We start from the raw sequence: 16,085 nt of genomic DNA, 5'->3' as shown, positions 1-16,085 counted from the left end.
GCGGTCACATTCCTTCGGCGGCGGAAGGGCGCCGTAGCCGTCGCAGGTAGGGGTCGAAGGACGGGCGGCGTTCGACGCGCACCCGGGCGTCCACGCACACGGCGCCGTCGGGACGGACGATGACCGGGTTGAGGTCGGCCTCGACGAGCTCCGGGAAGTCCTCGGCGAGCCGGGACAGCCGGGCGAGGACGGCTCGGACCGCCGCGAGGTCGACGGGCGGTGCCGCGCCGCTGCCCATCAGCAGGGGCGCGCTGCGGAGTTCGGTGACCATGGTGGTCAGGTCCCGTTCGTTCAGTGGGGCGAGCCGGGCGGCCCGGTCGTCCAGGACGTCGGTGGCGGTGCCGCCCATGCCGAGGACGACGAGCGGGCCGAAGACCTGGTCCTGGACGACGCCCGCCAGCAGCTCGACGCCCGGCACGGCCATCGGTTGCACCACCGCCCCGGCCAGCTCCGCACCGAACTTCTCCGTGAACTCCCGGTAAGCGGCAAGCACTTCGTCGTCGGTGGCGAGGCCGGTACGGACGGCGCCGAGCGCGCTCTTGTGCACCTGCCCGGGCCAGTACGCCTTCAGTGCCACCTTTCCCTCGTGCCCGAGGCGGCGCAGCCCGTCCGCCGCGGCGACCGCCGTGTGCTCGTCGCGGGCCCACATCGAGGTGGTCAGCGGCAGACCGTAGGCCTCCAGGAGGTCGGCGGTGGTCAGCGGGTCGAGCCAGCCGCCGGCCGGGTGGGCGGTGAGGTAGCCGTCGATCAGGCTGCGGGCGGTGTGCCGGTCGCAGCCCGGGGCGTCGACGGGCACGGGCTCGGGCTCCGCGAGCCAGCGGGCTCGGTCGACGGCATGGGCGAGGGCGCGGGCGGCGGCGACGGAGTCCGAGTAGGCCGGCAGCATGCCGCCGTCGACGCAGGTGCGGTAACGGACGGGCACCTGCTGGTCGAGGAGCACGGCGGCGATCGGGAGACGCCGTCGGGCCGGGCCCTCCATCAGGGCGCGCGCCGGGTCCTGGCCGGGTGTGGCGCACAACGCCGTCGGGACCAGGCAGACCAGGAGCGCGTCGATGGCCTGCTCGTCCTCCAGCGCCCGGAGGAACAGGGCGAGTTCGGCCGGTCCCACCGCTGCGGTGGTGTCCACCGGGTTGCGGACGGAGGCTCCGGACGGCAGTAGCTTCCCGAGTTCCGCCGGGAGTTCGGGCAGTTCCAGCCCGGCCTCCGCGCAGGCATCGGCGGCCAGGATGCCGATGCCACCCGCGTTGGACACCACGGCGACGGCGCCGCGCGGTGCGGGCAGCGGCTGGGCGTGCAACAGGGCGGCGGCCTCGACGAGTTCGTCGATGCTGCGGGTAGCTGTGATGCCGGCCTGCCGGAACAGCGCCTCCCGGGTGACGGTGGGCGTCGCGGCGGCCGCGGTGTGCGAAGCCGCGCCCCGGCGCCCGGCGGTGGACCGCCCGGCGTCGACGGTGAGCACCGGGACGGTGCGGGTGACGCGGCGGGCGGTACGGGCGAAGGCGCGCGGGCTGCCGAAGGACTCCAGGTGCAGGAGCGCGAGGTCGGTGCGTCCGTCCGCTTCCCACCACTGGAGGAGGTCGTTGCCGCTGACGTCGTACTTATCGCCGAGCGAGACGAAGCTCGACACCCCGATGCCCAGCCAGGCCAGGCGCTCCAGCAGCGCGATTCCCACGCCGCCGCTCTGCACGGCCACACCGGCGGTGCCTGGCCGGGGGAAGGCGCCGCCGAACTCGGCGTCCAGTCGGACGGCGGGGTCGGTCTGGGCCGTGCCGAGGCTGTTCGGCCCGACCAGGCGCATGCTGTGCCGACGGCATGCGCGCATCAGTCCGCGGGCCTCCTGCACGTCGAGGTCGGAGGTGAGCACCACCAGGGCCCGGACCCCGGCGGCGCCGCATTCCTCGGCCACTCCGGGGACGGCGCCGGCGGGCACGGCCAGCACGGCGAGGTCCGGCACGGCCGGCAGCGCGCGCACGGACGGATACACGGGCTCCCCGTCGATCTCATCGGCGTGCGGGTTGACCGCCCAGACCGCGCCCGTGAAGCCGCCCCGCCGGATCTTCCCGAGGACGGTCCGCCCGACCGAACCCGGCCGCCGGGACGCCCCGACCACCGCGACCGAGCCCGGTCGCAGCAGACCCGCGAGGCTCGCGATGTCAGCGCGGCGACCGCGTACATCCACGGCCGAGCGGTAGCGCTCGTCGCTCTCCTCCAGCGGTACCCGGATCCTGACCTCGCCCTGCGCGTACCGGCGCTCGACGGGCAGCCCGAGGTCCGCGAAGACCTGATGGACGGCCTGGTTGCCGAACAGGGTGTCGGCCTCGAAGAAGCAGATGCCGTCCGCCCGGGCGCGGTGCACCAGGTGTTCTAGCAGCAAAGTGGCCACGCCTTTGCCGTGCCAGCGGTCGGCCACCGCGAGCGCCAGCTCGGCGGTCTGCGGCGGGTCGTCCACCAGCTCGCAGTCCGCCTCGCCGACCAGTTGGTCCCCCGCCCAGGCGCCGAGCGCCAGCAGATCGGGCCTCGGGGCGCACAGCCGGTCCGCGGCCTGCGCGGGCGCGTTGCGACTGACCCCGAAGAAGCGCAGCCGGCGGCTCTCCTCCGACATCCCCTCGGCGTGAAGGTCCAGCACCGCCCGGTGGTCGTCCGGGCCGAGCGGCCGCAGTTCGACCGTGGTGCCGTCGGCCAGAAGGGCTTCGGAGGTCCCGTGCGGCGGGTGGACAGTGGACATGACGCACCTCTTCGACTATTGCTTTCCCCACCTCTAGCGTCCTCGCGTGCGCTCCTCACCTCAAAGGGCCGACTGGCCCTGGCACGCTGCCGAGCGGCAGCGCCCTCATCCGGACCAACCCGCCGATTCCCTCGTCCGAGTTACACGGGCTGCGGTCTGGCAGGGACTATGCAAGTCTCGACAGTTAGTCTGACTAGAGGAATCACTATGAACATTTTGACGGACATCGACTACATGGATCACTCACATCAGCTTGTCGTGGAAGCCTCACAGCATCCAGTATCCATCGACAAGGTGCTTCACTTGTTGAATATCAGCTTCGAGTCCCAGGAAGACGATATTCAAACGCCTCCCGGTTTTAGTGTGGCGAGCGATGATGAATTCCATTCGGCTGAACTGTTTGCCCTTCCAGTTGATCATCCCCCCGAGGAGACGCCCGAGGCGAGCCCGCCAAAGAGCCATAGTGGAATTTGGCTCGAGGCTCGCTATTTCGACTCCTCTCGATCGAGAGGGATCGTCTTCCCGAATGACGCAAGACCGGAATTGCGCCTAATGCTCTTCCGCCCTGCGCGAAATTTGCAGGGCCAAGAAATCCTGCAGATCATTTCAACTGAAATTCGAAACATGAAAGGCCGTCGCGTCGCACAGGGAAAGCACATTGTCCGGCGTTCGTGCGATTGGGATAGAAGGGCGAAACGTTGTATTGGCGAATGCCCATCCGGCAGGCACTGCCACGGAAAGGTGATCTCGAGCGGGCCGAGCGGAGTATGCAGTGACTGCAAATGCACTTGACTTCATGGCAGTGAACACTTCCTTACCTCCGAACTGGCTTCAGATTGCAACCGATGTCGCGTTGATTTTCGGCGCCCTCCTCGCCCTGGGAACTGTTTGGGTGTACCGCCGGTCTGGTCCTCGGATTGACGTCCACGCGGAGGTGGATTCGCGAAACACCCTTCGAATCACGGTGATCAATGCGGGAAGGCTAGAGACGAAGGTCTTCGAAGTGGCAGTTGGCACTCTAAGGCGTCGACGCTTCAAGCACCTCTATAGACGCATTCCTGACGTGCTATTGCCGGACCCCGCCATCGAGGTATGCGACGGACCAATTCCTCCGTTCACGATTAAACCTGGCGAGGCAGAGGTCTGGCTGGCTTCCTGGCCGAATGTCACGGTCGAGGTCAAGTCCGAGTCTCGCCGCAGTGACAGCAGAATGCTGGCGTCTCGCCAGGTCGTTTCTCCAACAGACCGGCGCATCCGGGCAATCGCCTCCCTGAATGACCGCGCCATCGGGACGCGGATCAGGAAATGGCCAACTACGGCCGGGAACTTTCCGCTGCCATCGCGGCGAATTCATGAAAATGGAAACAACAATCCTGAGTCGGCAAGTCCATTTGCCTCCAAAGTTCACCAACTCTATCGCAGACTCCGCGGCGCCGGCCATTAGCTCTTGCGTGATTAGTGGAATCACCACCGCCCGTCTTTGCTCAGGTTTATAGTTGTTCCTATCCGTCGCTTTCGGCCGGAACGGATGCGCGCCGCAAGCGGTCTGGGACGGTGCGCAGGCGGGCGAGTAAACCGGTGCGCAGACTGGAGGCAGGCCAGTCGGCACGGGAGGTCACCTGTGGCACCAGACCCATCCGCGGGGAATCCCGACATACCGGATCCGTGGACGCTCCGCTACGAGGGCTTCGACCCGGTGGAGGAGGGATTGCGGGAGGCGCTGTGCGCGGTCGGCAACGGGTACGTGGTCAGCCGGGGCGCCGCACCGGAGTCGGTGGCCGACAGGGTGCACTATCCGGGCCTGTACCTGGCGGGCTGTTACGACCGGGCGGAGTCGACGGTCGCCGGGCGCGTGGTCACCAACGAGGACTTGATCAACGGCCCGAACTGGTTGCCGTTGACGTTCCGGCCGACGGGCGGGGCGTGGTTCACCGGACCGCCCGCCGAGCAGACGCTGGAGCTTGACCTGCGCCGGGGGCTGCTCACCCGCACCGCCCTCGTCGTCGACGAGCGGGGACGAAGGACCCGGCTCCTGCAACGCCGGTTCGCCAGCCAGGCCCGGCCGCACCTGCTCGCTCTGGAGAGCACCTTCACCCCGGAGAACTGTCCGGCCCGCTGGAAGTCCGCTCCGGCCTGGACGGCAACGTCGCCAACACCGGCGTCGCCCGCTACCAGGGGCTGGCCCGGCGCCACCTCGTCCCGACCGGTCAGGGAGTGGACGAGGAGGGACTGCTCCGGCTCGAAGTCGAGGCCGTCAACTCGCCGTTGCGGATCGCCCTTTGCGGCCGGACGACAACCGCTGCCGCAGAGCGGGTCACCGAGTGCCGCGAGGGCTGGGCGGCCCACATCCTCACCCTGAACGCCGAACAGCGCCGGCCCCTCACCGTCACGAAGACAGTCTCCGTGCACACCTCCCGCGACCGGGCGATCGAGACCCCGTTGCGCGCCTCCCGCCTGCTCGCCGCCGAGGCCGGCGACTTCGAGCAGCTGCTCGCCGAACACACCCTGCGCTGGGCGGAATTGTGGCGCCGCTGCGGGATCGAGGCGGACTTCGACGGCGCCGGTCCGCTGCACCTGAACCTGTTCCACCTGCTCCAGACCTACTCCGAGCACTCCGTCGACCTCGACGTCGGCATCCCGGCCCGGGGACTCCACGGCGAGGCGTACCGGGGACACGTCTTCTGGGACGAGCTGTTCGTGCTGCGGGTGCTCAGCCTCCGCTTCCCGGAACTGGCCCGCGCCGTGCTGCGCTACCGCTACCGCCGGCTGGATGCCGCCCGCCGGGAAGCCCGCGCGCTCGGCCTGCACGGGGCGATGTACCCATGGCAGAGCGCCGGCGACGGCCAGGAGGAGTCCCAGCAGCTGCACCTGAACCCATTGTCCGGTCGCTGGCTGCCCGACCACAGCCACCTGCAGCGGCATGTCGGATCGGCCGTCGCGTACAACACCTGGCAGTACTACCAGTCCACCGGAGACCGGGACTTCCTGGCCACGGCCGGCGCCGAGACGCTGGTGGAGATCGCCCGCTTCTGGTCCTCGGCCGCCTCCTACGACCGGCCCCGGGAGCGCTGGTCGATCCGCGGCGTCCTCGGCCCCGACGAGTACCACGACGCCTACCCGTGGGCGGACCGGCCGGGACTCGACGACAACGCCTACACCAACGTGCTGGCCTCCTGGGTCCTGGCCCGCGCCCAGGACGCCCTGGACGTCCTGCCCGGCTACCGCCGCGACGAACTGCGCGAACGCCTGGCCCTCGACGACGCGGAGCTGGAACGCTGGCAGGACGTCGGACGACGCCTGCACGTCCCCTTCCACGAGGGCGTCCTCAGCCAGTTCGATGGCTATGAGCGCCTCGCCGAACTCGACTGGACGGCCTACCGGTTCCGCTACCCCGACCTGCGCCGGCTCGACCGGATCCTGGAAGCCGAGGGCGACACCGTCAACCGCTACAAGGCGTCCAAGCAGGCCGACGCGCTGATGCTCTGGTACCTGTTCTCCGCCCGCGAGGTCCGCGACCTGCTACGGCACCTCGGCCACCCGGCCGGTCACGAGCTTCTGCGCCGCACGACCGACTACTATCTGCGGCGCACCGTCCACGGCTCGACGCTCAGCTCGGTGGTGCACGCCTGGGTGCTCACCCGCTCCGACCGCCGCGCCTCCTGGCGCCACTTCCGTGACGCCCTGGTGGCGGATCTCCGGGACAGCCAGTACGGCACCACGGCCGAGGGCGTCCACCTCGGGGCCATGGCGGGTGCGGTCGACCTCCTCCAGCGCTGCTACACCGGCCTGGAGATCCGCGAGGACGCCCTCTGGCTCGACCCGCACCTGCCCTCCGCCCTCAGCCGCATCGACCTGGACCTGCGCTACCGGGGGCACTGGGGCCTCACCATCGCCGTCGACCGCCGCACGGTCACGGTGGGTCTGCGCGAGGACCGCCAGGAACCGGTCCGCATCCGCCTGCGCGGCACCGAGTCGACGATCCGGCCGGGCGAGACCCGGCGCTTCCATCTGTAGCCAGGGCTTCACCGCCGCCCGGACCAGCCGGGTTCCACCTGCTCCCACTCGGACTCCCAGTCCGCCTCCGACCGCCGGTCCAGCCGATGGCGGCGCAGGGCGACCCAGCCCTCCGTACCGAATCCGAGCGTGGTGACCGTGGCCAGACCCACCAGGACGGCGTCCGAGACGATCAGTCCGTTCGACCGGGGGGCGCCGAGCGGCTGCCCGGCGTCGTTCAGGCCGACGCGGAGCGCCGTGCCGGTGGTCGTGCCGTCCGGCACGGGGACGCTGCCCGCACCGGGTCCGACCGGGTACGTCCACCGCGCTGGGGCGTGCTCCCGCGCGCTGCCCCTCGGGTCGTCCGACTGCGCGGGGCCCGTCGTGACGGCGGTGACGACGTGCCAGTGCCGGGCGGCCCGTGCCGCATCGTCCGCCTCCGTGCGGTACAGCAGCAGGGCGGCGACCACGGCCAAGACCACGGCGACGAGCACCATCAGCGCCGTGCCGGTCACGAGGCGGCTGTACGCCCGGTCGAGCGGACGGCAGAGCGGGTTGTTGTCCCGGCCGGCGGCCCGGCGGAGATGCCCGCGCAGGGTCGTGCGGGAGGCGGGGTGCAGGTGCGCGGCGGCTGTGGCGGACATGACGCGCCTCCTCGGTGCCGGGACGGCTTCAGCCCTCGCCGATCAGTCTGGCGAGCCCGCTGCCGTTCCCCGAGGGCCTGACGGGCCGTACACCGAGGACCGACCGGCCCCAGCCGGAGCCCGTGGTCCGGTGGTGCCATGGAAGGAGTACGGCGGCCGGCCGGCCCCGCACCGAGCCAGGGAGGACGCCATGAGAGCCGACGTGGGAGACCGCATCATCGTCCAGGGCACCCGACCGGGCACAGCGCGCAGGGACGGCGAGATCGTCGGCCTGCACCACCCGGACGGCAGCCCGCCGTACGACGTGCGCTGGTCGGAGAACGACCGGGTGACGGAGTACTTTCCCGGTCCGGACGCCCGGATCCACCACTACCGAGACGAGGACGAGGCCGCCCCGCCCCATCCGCACCTCTTCGCCGATTGACTGGCCACCGCCGTGACAGTCGCTGCCCACGCCCCCGCGGGCGGACTCACCGGTACCGAGGCCGCGAATCTGCTCGCCGAGCACGGCCGCAACGAAGTCGCGGCCGACCGGCGGGTGCCGCTGTGGGCCCGGGTGGCCGCCCAGCTCCGGGATCCCCTGATCACCGTGCTGCTCGCGGCCGTCGCCCTGACACTGGCCATCGGCGACCACCCGGACGCGATCGTCATCGCGCTGGTGATCGTGATCAACACCACCGTGGGCGTGGTCCAGGAGGTCCGGGCGGAGAACGCCGTCGCTGCACTCTCCCGGCTGTCCGCCCCGGCGGCGCGGGTGGTGCGCGACGGAGTGCAGCGCACGGTGCCGTCGGCCGAGATCGTCCCGGGAGACGTCGTCGTCCTCGCCGAAGGGGACATCGTCCCGGCCGACGCCCGGCTCATCGAGGCGGCGGCGCTCCTGCTCGACGAGTCGATGCTGACCGGCGAGTCCCTGCCGGTGATCAAGTCGGTCCAGTCCGAGGCCCCGGAGGACGAAAGGGTCCAGGCGGGGACGACGGTGCTGAGGGGCCGGGCCCTCGCCGTGGTCACGGCCACCGGCGCCGGGAGTGCGCTCGGCCGGATCGCCGCCATGCTGCGGCCCCGGCCCGAACCCACACCGCTCCAGCGGAGGCTGGCCGGGCTCGGACGGGTGCTGGCCGCCGTGGCGGTCGGACTCTGCGCGGTGGTCTTCGTCCTCGGTCTGCTCCGCCACCAGCCGCCCGGCGAGATGGGCGTGACGGCCATCAGCCTGGCGGTCGCCGCCGTGCCGGAGTCGCTGCCCGCCGTCGTCACACTCGCCCTCGCGTTGGGCGCGCGTCGGATGGCCGCCCGCCACGCCGTGGTCCGACGGCTGCCGGCCGTCGAGACGCTCGGTTCGGTCACCGTGCTGGCGACGGACAAGACCGGCACCCTCACCGAGGGCCGCATGGTCGTCGAGCGCCTCTGGACACCGCATTCCACGGCCATCGTGACCGGCCTCGGCTACGGACCGGCCGGTGGGATCCGGCTCGCCGGAACCGCCGACGAGGAGGTGAAGAGCTTGCTCACCGCCGCCGCGCTGTGCAACGACGCCACCCTGCGCCGACCGTCCGGCGGCGCGGACGGCGAATGGGGAGCGCTCGGAGATCCGACCGAGGCCGCCCTGCTGACCGCCGCCGGCAAGGTGGGCCTGGACCACCAACGGCTACGGGAGACGCACCCCCGGGTCGCGGAAACGCCGTTCGACAGCACCCGCAAGCGGATGAGCACCGTCCACCACGGGCCCGACGGCGGCCTGCTGGCCTGTCTCAAGGGCGCCCCGGAGGCGGTCCTCGAACCCGTCGTCCTGGCCGACCCTCCCGAGTTGCTGGAGCGGGCCCGGCACGCGGCCGCCGGCCTCGCAGCCGAGGGTTACCGGGTGCTCGCCGTAGCCGGGCGCCGCCTCGACCGCATGCCGGAGCGACCCGATGCGGTGGAGCGGGGCCTGCGGCTGCTCGGCCTGACCGCGCTGGCCGACCCGCCCAAGTCTTCGGCGGCCGCCACCTTGGCCTCCTGCCGGCGCGCCGGAATCCTGCCCCTCCTGGTCACCGGGGACCATCCGGCCACCGCCCGGGCCCTGGCCGTTCGGATCGGCCTGCTCGAACCGGGCGCCGGACCGGAGGTCGTGGTGAACGGACAGGCCATCGCCACCGGTGCGGTCACCGATCTCACCCGGGCACGGATCTTCGCCCGTACCGATCCCCGCCAGAAACTCGACATCGTGCAGGCCTGGCGTGCCCGGGGCGCCGTCACCGCGATGACCGGCGACGGCGTCAACGACGGTCCCGCCCTGCGCCAGGCGGATATCGGCGTGGCCATGGGCCGGCGCGGCACCGAGGTCGCCCGTCAGGCAGCCGACCTGGTCCTCGCCGACGACGAACTCGCCACCGTGGTCGGCGCGGTGGAGGAAGGCCGACGGGTCTACGACAACATCCGCCGCTTCCTGGTCTTCGGGCTGGCCGGCGGTGCGGCCGAGATCCTGGTGATGCTCGCCGGACCGCTGTTCGGCCTCGCGCTGCCGCTGCGGGCGGGCCAGATCCTCTGGATCAACCTGCTCACTCACGGCCTCACCGGCGTCGCCATGGGCGCCGAGCCCGTCTCCCCGGGCGCGATGACCCGGCCCCCGCGCCCACCCCACCAGCACATCCTCGGTTCGGGCGTGTGGCAGCGGGTGCTGTTGCTCGGCCTCGTAGTCGCAACAGCCTCGCTCGGCGCCGGGCTCTGGGCCCACGGCGGTGACCGCCCGTGGCAGACCGTCCTGTTCCTCGCCCTGCTGGCGGCCCAGCTCGGCACCGTCCTCGGGCTGCGCGAACGCCTGCTGACCCGCGCGAACCCCTTCCTCCCGCTGGCGGTCCTCGCCTCCGCCGCACTCGCAGCGGCCGCCCTCTACCTGCCGTTCCTGCGCGACGTACTGGACACCGCGCCGCTGTCCTGGAGCGACCTCACCGCCCCGGCAGCCGCCGGGCTCGCAGGCTTCGCGACGGCCCGGCTGCGAAAGCAAGGCATCTAGCAACCCTGAATCGCCACCCGCTTCGACGGTCCGGCATCTTGCCGGGCGCGGGTGCGTGGCCAACCACTGCGACGGCCGACGGGCCGCGCGGCGCGGCCTCGTTCAGTCGTTCGTCGTGCGGCTCGATTCATCATGCACGGCCCGCGTCGGCGGACGGCCTCCGCTCAGGCCGGCTTGGCGTCGGCCGTGCCGTGCCGATGTGCGCCGGCGGCGGATCGGACAGTTGGAAGAGGCAGACGGCGCGGCGCTCGGCTCAGTAGGGCAGCCGGCGGCCGGACGGCGTCCGCAGGTCGAGCGGCGGGGGTTCGTGCGGGCGGGTCGGCCTGGTGACGACCTTGATCCGGACCATCGTGCCCACCTCCTCGTTCGGCTTCGCGTTCCACCTTGCCGCCTGCGGATGCAGCGCCCCAGGGCCCCGGGGCCGTCCCGGGCCGCCGGGCGGTGACGTGTCGGCTGGGCCCGACGGTCTGCTGCGGCTGGGCCGGTCGTCCCTCGTGGCGGGCTCGGACCGGTGCCTACCGTGGAAACAGGCCGTACAACGCCGAACCCGAGGAGGACCGCCATGACACCCGCGAGCTCCGACAGCCCCGGCCGTTCCGTCGTCCTCGGCGTCGACACGCACGACACCGGCCGGATGACCGCGGCCTGGGCCGCCGACGAAGCCGACCGCCGGGGCCTGTCGCTGCGGCTGGTGCACGCCGTCCCGCCGCTGTACCGGGAGTTCCGGCACTTCGACGGGGACCGCTACCACAAGGCCCTGCTGGCGCGGGCCGAGCGGGCCCTCGACTGGGCCGCGTCCGTGGCCTGGGAGCGGCACCCGGGGCTGGCGCTGACGACCGACGCCCCCGAGGACCTCCCGGCGCCGGCGCTGTGCCGCGAGTCCCGTACCGCCGCGCTCGTCGTGCTCGGCTCCCGCCGGCTGGGCCGGGCCGAGGAAGCGCTGAGCGCCTACTCGGTCGCCGTCCCGGTCAGCGCCCAGGCCCGCTGTCCGGTGGTCGTGGTCCGCGACCCCGAACACACCACCCAGGACCCGCCGTACGTCGTGCTCGGCGTGGACGGTAGCCCGTCCTCGGAGCGGGCCGTCGACTTCGCGTTCGACCTCGCTGCCGAACGCCGGGCCGCCCTGCGCGTCCTCTGGGTCTGGCATCGGTCGCCGGTCGGCAACCTCGACGAGCACGCCACGGAACAGATACTGCGCCGGCTGCTGTTCGAGTCCACCTCGGGGCGCCGCTATCTCCACCCGGATGTGACCGTGACCCACGAGCTGATCCAGGGCCACCCGGTCGAGGAGCTGGCGAAGGCCTCCGAGCACGCCCTCGCCGTCGTCATCGGCCGCCGGGGCAGCGGCGGCTTCACCGGCATGCGGCTCGGCTCCGTCCCGCACGGTCTGCTGCACCGCGCCCACTGCCCGGTCATCACCGTGCCCGCCTCCCGGCGCTGAGACCGGTCGGTCCGCTCGGTGTCGATCATCGGCCAACCCGGGGAGAACATTGTGAACGGTCCCGTCGTCGTCGGATTCGACGGCTCGCCGGAGAGCCTCGCCGCGACCCGGTGGGCCGCCGACGAGGCCCGAGTTCGCGGGCTGCCCCTCGAACTGCTCCAGGCCTGGCCCTGGCCGAAGCTGGACGTGGTCGGCTCGAACGAGGTCTACGTCCGCAGCCGCGAACAGCTTGTAGCCCTGGAATCGGACCTGCGCGTCGACCACCGCGACCTCCAGGTCTCCGCCGTCCATCTCCCCGCCGACCCGGCCGAGGCGTTGGCGGTCGCCGGACGGAACGCCACGCTGCTCGTGCTCGGGTCCCGAGGCCTGGGCACCGTCCACGGGTTCCTGGTCGGCTCGGTGAGCCAGGAGGTGCTGCGCCGGGCCACCTGCCCGGTGTTACTGGTACGGGCCTCCGGGGGTGGAACCGGCGGCCCCGTGCTGGTGGGCTTCGACCTGGGCCGTCCTGCGGACGAGGTGCTCGCCTTCGCCTTCTGGGCCGCCGCAGCGCGGACGGCGCCGCTACGAGTGGTGCACGTCTGGGAGCCTCCGGCGGCCATCAAGTACCTGTCCTACGACGCCACCGGCCACGCCGGGAAGGACCTCGCCCCTGAGGAGAGGGCCCGCCTCGACGGCGCCTTGGAGCCCTGGCGAGCCCGTCACCCCGAGGTGGACGTGACGGCCGACCTGGTCCACGGCAACACGGCCGTCGAACTCACCGCGGCCGCGCAGACGGCCCGGCTGCTCGTCCTGGGCCGCCGGATCCGGCAGATGCCGCTCGGCGCCCACCTCGGTCCGGTGGCCCACGCCGCGATCCACCACGTCGACTGCCCGGTCGCGATCGTCCCGCACGGCTGATGGGACCGTCCGGCGACCGGATCGGGTCCAGACGGCCCATGCCCGCCGGCGATCTCCAGCGTGAGCCTGGAGGTGACGAAAGGTGGAGACCATGCACACCGTGATCGTGTACGAGAGCATGTACGGCAACACCCGCGAGATCGCCGAGGCAATCGCCGAAGGTGTCCACCAGGCCGACCCCGGGGCGGCCGTGGACTGCCTCCCGGTGGCCGAGGCCGACGCCGAACTCACCCGCTCCGCGGACCTGCTGGTGGTCGGCGGCCCGACCCACATGCACGGCATGTCCTCCGGGCTCAGCCGCCGGATGGCAGCCATGGCCGAGGCACACGAGGAAGGCCGCGAAGAGGCCGCCGCCGAGGCACGAGAGACCGCCGAGGGCCCGGGCCTGCGCGCTTGGTTCCACGACCTGCCGAAGAGCGGAGACGGTGTCCACGCCGCCGCGTTCGACACCCGGGTCGACATGCCCCGGGCCGGCGGTGCCGCCAACGGCATCGCCCACCGGCTCTCCCACCGCCACTTCGACCTCGTCGCCGAACCCGAGGGCTTCATCGTGGAGCGCAACGACGGGCCGCTGCGCGACGGCGAACTCGACCGCGCCCGTGCCTGGGGCGCGAAGCTGGTCTGACCACCGGTGCGCCGGAACCGACCGGTCGAGCCGACCGTGGCCGACAACGTCCGGGCCGCGTTCCCGGCTGCCCCGCCGCCCGCCGACGAGGCGACCCCGGAGCCCCGTGAGCCCCTCGCCCTGCTCTTCCGCGACCTGCGGACCTCGTCCGACGGCCTGAGCGAGCGGGAGGCTTCCCGCCGGCTGACCGTGTACGGGCCCAATGCGCTGGTACGCCGGGAGGGCCGGCGCTGGCCGCGGGAACTGGCGCGCCAGTTCACCCACCCGCTCGCCCTGTTGCTGGCCTGTGCCGCTGGGCTGGCCGCGATCAGCGGTGCCCCGAACCTGACGGGCGCGATCCTCGCGGTGGTCGGGTTGAACGCCCTGCTCGCCTTCGCGCAGGAGCGGCAGGCCGAGCGCGCGGTGGAGGCCCTGGCCGGGTTCCTGCCCGACGACGCCACGGTGGTCCGCGAGTGCCGACGGCGGTCGGTGCCGGCGACCGAACTGGTACCGGGTGACGTCCTGGTGGTGGAGGAGGGTGACCGGGTCTCGGCGGACTCGCGGCTGCTCTCGGGCGGGGTGGAGGTCGACCTCTCGGCGCTGACCGGCGAATCGGTACCGGTGTTCCGCTCCGCCGAGTTCACGGAGGGCCCCGGCCCGTTGCTGGACGCCCGTGACCTGCTGTTCTCCGGCTCCGTGTGTACCGGCGGAGCCGCCGTGGCGCTCGTGACGGCCACGGGCATGCACACCGAGCTCGGCCGGATCGCCGCCCTGAGTCAGCGCACCCGGCGTGAGGAGAGCCCGCTGGAACAGCAGGTCAAACGGGTCGCCCGGCTGATCGCGGTGATCGCGGTCGGCGGGGGGCTCGCGTTCCTGCCGATGGGACTGGCGGCCGGACTCTCCCTCACGGCATCGGTGGCCTTCGCCGTCGGACTGCTCGTCGCCAACGTACCCGAGGGCCTGCTGCCGACGATCACCCTCGCCCTCGCCTCGGGCGTGCGCGACCTCGCCCGGCGCGGCGCCGTGGTCAAGCGGCTGTCCGCCGTGGAGACGCTCGGCTCGACCACGGCGATCTGCACGGACAAGACCGGCACGCTGACCGAAAACCGGATGAGGGTCACCGAGACGTGGATTCCCGGAGCCACGACGGCCGGTGTCTCCACGAGAGTCGACGCGTCCGCGAGGGGCGACGAAATCCTGACGCTCGCCGACGCCGCCGCCACCTGTACGACGGCCGACCCGGCGGCGGGCCACGGAGACCCGACCGAACTCGCCCTCCTCGACCTGGCTGCCCGCGCCGACACCGGCCGCGCACCGGCTCGACGGGACGCGGAGCGCCGGGCACTGTTCCGCTTCGACCCGCGCATCAAGCTCATGACCACCGCGGACGCCCGTGACGGCTCGGTCGTCCTGCACACGAAGGGCGCCCCGGAAGAGGTGCTCACCCACGCCACCCGGCTGCTCGACCACGACGTCGAGCGCCCGATCAGCGCGGCCGACCGCACGGAGGTGGTCCACGAAGTCGGCGAGCTGGCGGCGCGCGGCCTGCGCGTCCTGGCCGTCGCGCGCCGTGCCCTCGCTCCCGGGCAGCCACTCCCGACCCGCCGCGAGGACGCCGAGCACGACCTCTGCCTGATCGGCCTGGTCGCCATGTCCGACCCGCCGAGGCCCGAGGTGGCCGACGCCATCCGGAGGGCCCACCGGGCGGGGATCACCGTCCACGTGGTCACCGGCGACAACGGCCTGACCGCCGCCGCCGTCGCCGAGCAAGTCGGCATCGGCCACCGCGGCATGCGCATCGTCACCGGCACGGAACTCGACGCGATGGGCGACGAGCGCCTGGACGCGCTGCTGTCCCGGGGCGAGGAGGTGATCTTCGCCCGCACCTCGCCCGAGGCCAAACTGCGCATCGCCGACGCCCTGCGGGCCGAGGGCCACACCGTCGCCATGACCGGCGACGGCGTGAACGACGCGCCCGCCCTGCGCCGCGCCGACATCGGCGTCGCCATGGGCCGCTCCGGCACCGAAGTCGCCCGCGAAGCCGCCACCATGGTGCTCACCGACGACGACTTCGCCACCATCATCGCGGCCGTCGAGGAGGGACGACGCACCTACGAGAACATCCGCAAGTTCATCGTCTACATCTTCACCCACGCCGTTCCGGAGGTCGTCCCGTTCCTGGTCTTCGCCCTCGCCGGCGGAGCCGTGCCGCTCCCCTTGACGGTGATGCAGATCCTCGCCATCGATCTCGGCACCGACACGCTCCCGGCCCTGGCCCTCGGCCGCGAGCGCGCCGAACCGGGCCTGATGGACCGGCCGCCGCGGCCCCGGTCGGAGAAGGTGATCCGCCCGGCCATGCTTGCCCGGGCGTGGGGATTCCTCGGTCTGATCTCCGCCGCCCTGGTGATGGGTGGCTACTTCCTCACCCTCGGGCGCGCCGGCTGGCACCCCGGTGACCCCACCGGCGCGGGCGCCGCCCTCCACCTGCCGTATCAACAGGCCACCACCGTCGCTTGGTTGGGAATCGTCGCCTGTCAGATCGGCACCGCCTTCGCCGCCCGGACCGACCGGGCATCGCTGCGGGCCGTCGGCGTGTTCGGCAACCACCAACTGCTCGGCGGCATCGGCTTCTCGCTCGCATTCGCCGCCGCGGTCGTCTACCTTCCGGCGCTGCAGCGGGTCTTCGGCACCGCAGCCCTCAGAGGGTGTTCGATACCGATTTAGGCTGCCGCGAGGAGTTTCGGGCGGAGGTATTGCCCGATTCTGTCCGGGCTGGCGGTCAGTCGGGTGGCCAT

The 16,085-nt window shown here is 72.1% G+C and carries 10 protein-coding genes and 1 pseudogene; 9 read left to right on the top strand and 2 right to left on the bottom strand.

Going from position 1 to position 16,085, the window contains the following annotated elements; genetic code table 11:
* Positions 1-4: 4 nt before the first annotated feature.
* The gene (locus ACIRS1_RS29095) at positions 5-2,725 is read right to left on the bottom strand and encodes a GNAT family N-acetyltransferase (protein ID WP_402844932.1); all 2,721 of its coding nucleotides are present in this window, start codon (positions 2,723-2,725) and stop codon (positions 5-7) included.
* Positions 2,726-2,932: 207 nt separating this feature from the next.
* Here ACIRS1_RS29095 and ACIRS1_RS29090 point away from each other — a divergent pair, with 207 nt between their 5' ends.
* The 3 genes and pseudogenes from ACIRS1_RS29090 (at position 2,933) to ACIRS1_RS29080 (ending at position 6,739) form a co-directional block, all read left to right on the top strand.
* A complete protein-coding gene (locus tag ACIRS1_RS29090; RefSeq protein WP_402844930.1) occupies positions 2,933-3,517 on the top strand; it encodes a hypothetical protein in 585 nt (194 codons plus the stop codon).
* 4 nt (positions 3,518-3,521) lie between these two features.
* On the top strand, positions 3,522-4,169 hold the full coding sequence (locus ACIRS1_RS29085) for a hypothetical protein (protein WP_402844928.1): 648 nt from the start codon (positions 3,522-3,524) through the stop codon (positions 4,167-4,169).
* Positions 4,170-4,379: 210 nt separating this feature from the next.
* Positions 4,380-6,739: pseudogene (locus tag ACIRS1_RS29080) on the top strand (glycoside hydrolase family 65 protein).
* An 8-nt stretch (positions 6,740-6,747) separates the two neighbouring features.
* On the opposite strand, the gene ACIRS1_RS29075 reads toward ACIRS1_RS29080, so the two are convergent.
* On the bottom strand, positions 6,748-7,362 hold the full coding sequence (locus ACIRS1_RS29075) for a hypothetical protein (protein WP_402844926.1): 615 nt from the start codon (positions 7,360-7,362) through the stop codon (positions 6,748-6,750).
* Positions 7,363-7,552: 190 nt separating this feature from the next.
* Between ACIRS1_RS29075 and ACIRS1_RS29070 the strand changes: the two genes are divergently transcribed.
* The 6 genes from ACIRS1_RS29070 (at position 7,553) to ACIRS1_RS29045 (ending at position 16,014) form a co-directional block, all read left to right on the top strand.
* Entirely contained in the window at positions 7,553-7,786 is a 234-nt protein-coding gene (locus tag ACIRS1_RS29070) for a DUF1918 domain-containing protein (protein ID WP_402844924.1), read from the top strand.
* 12 nt (positions 7,787-7,798) lie between these two features.
* A complete protein-coding gene (locus tag ACIRS1_RS29065; protein ID WP_402844922.1) occupies positions 7,799-10,348 on the top strand; it encodes a cation-translocating P-type ATPase in 2,550 nt (849 codons plus the stop codon).
* A gap of 562 nt (positions 10,349-10,910) precedes the next feature.
* Positions 10,911-11,789: a universal stress protein gene (locus ACIRS1_RS29060; RefSeq protein ID WP_402844921.1), complete on the top strand. Its 879-nt coding sequence runs from the start codon at positions 10,911-10,913 to the stop codon at positions 11,787-11,789.
* A 51-nt stretch (positions 11,790-11,840) separates the two neighbouring features.
* Positions 11,841-12,686 (top strand): universal stress protein, encoded by an 846-nt coding sequence (locus ACIRS1_RS29055; RefSeq protein ID WP_402844919.1) that lies wholly within the window; start codon positions 11,841-11,843, stop codon positions 12,684-12,686.
* A gap of 91 nt (positions 12,687-12,777) precedes the next feature.
* The gene (locus ACIRS1_RS29050) at positions 12,778-13,311 is read left to right on the top strand and encodes a flavodoxin family protein (protein WP_402844917.1); all 534 of its coding nucleotides are present in this window, start codon (positions 12,778-12,780) and stop codon (positions 13,309-13,311) included.
* Positions 13,312-13,347: 36 nt separating this feature from the next.
* On the top strand, positions 13,348-16,014 hold the full coding sequence (locus tag ACIRS1_RS29045) for a cation-translocating P-type ATPase (protein WP_402844915.1): 2,667 nt from the start codon (positions 13,348-13,350) through the stop codon (positions 16,012-16,014).
* Positions 16,015-16,085 lie beyond the last annotated feature (71 nt).

This window comes from Kitasatospora sp. NPDC101176 (assembly GCF_044768035.1).
Taxonomy (GTDB): domain Bacteria; phylum Actinomycetota; class Actinomycetes; order Streptomycetales; family Streptomycetaceae; genus Kitasatospora.
The sequence above is the reverse complement of the archived record's forward strand: the minus strand, read 5'-3'. Positions and strand labels throughout refer to the sequence as shown.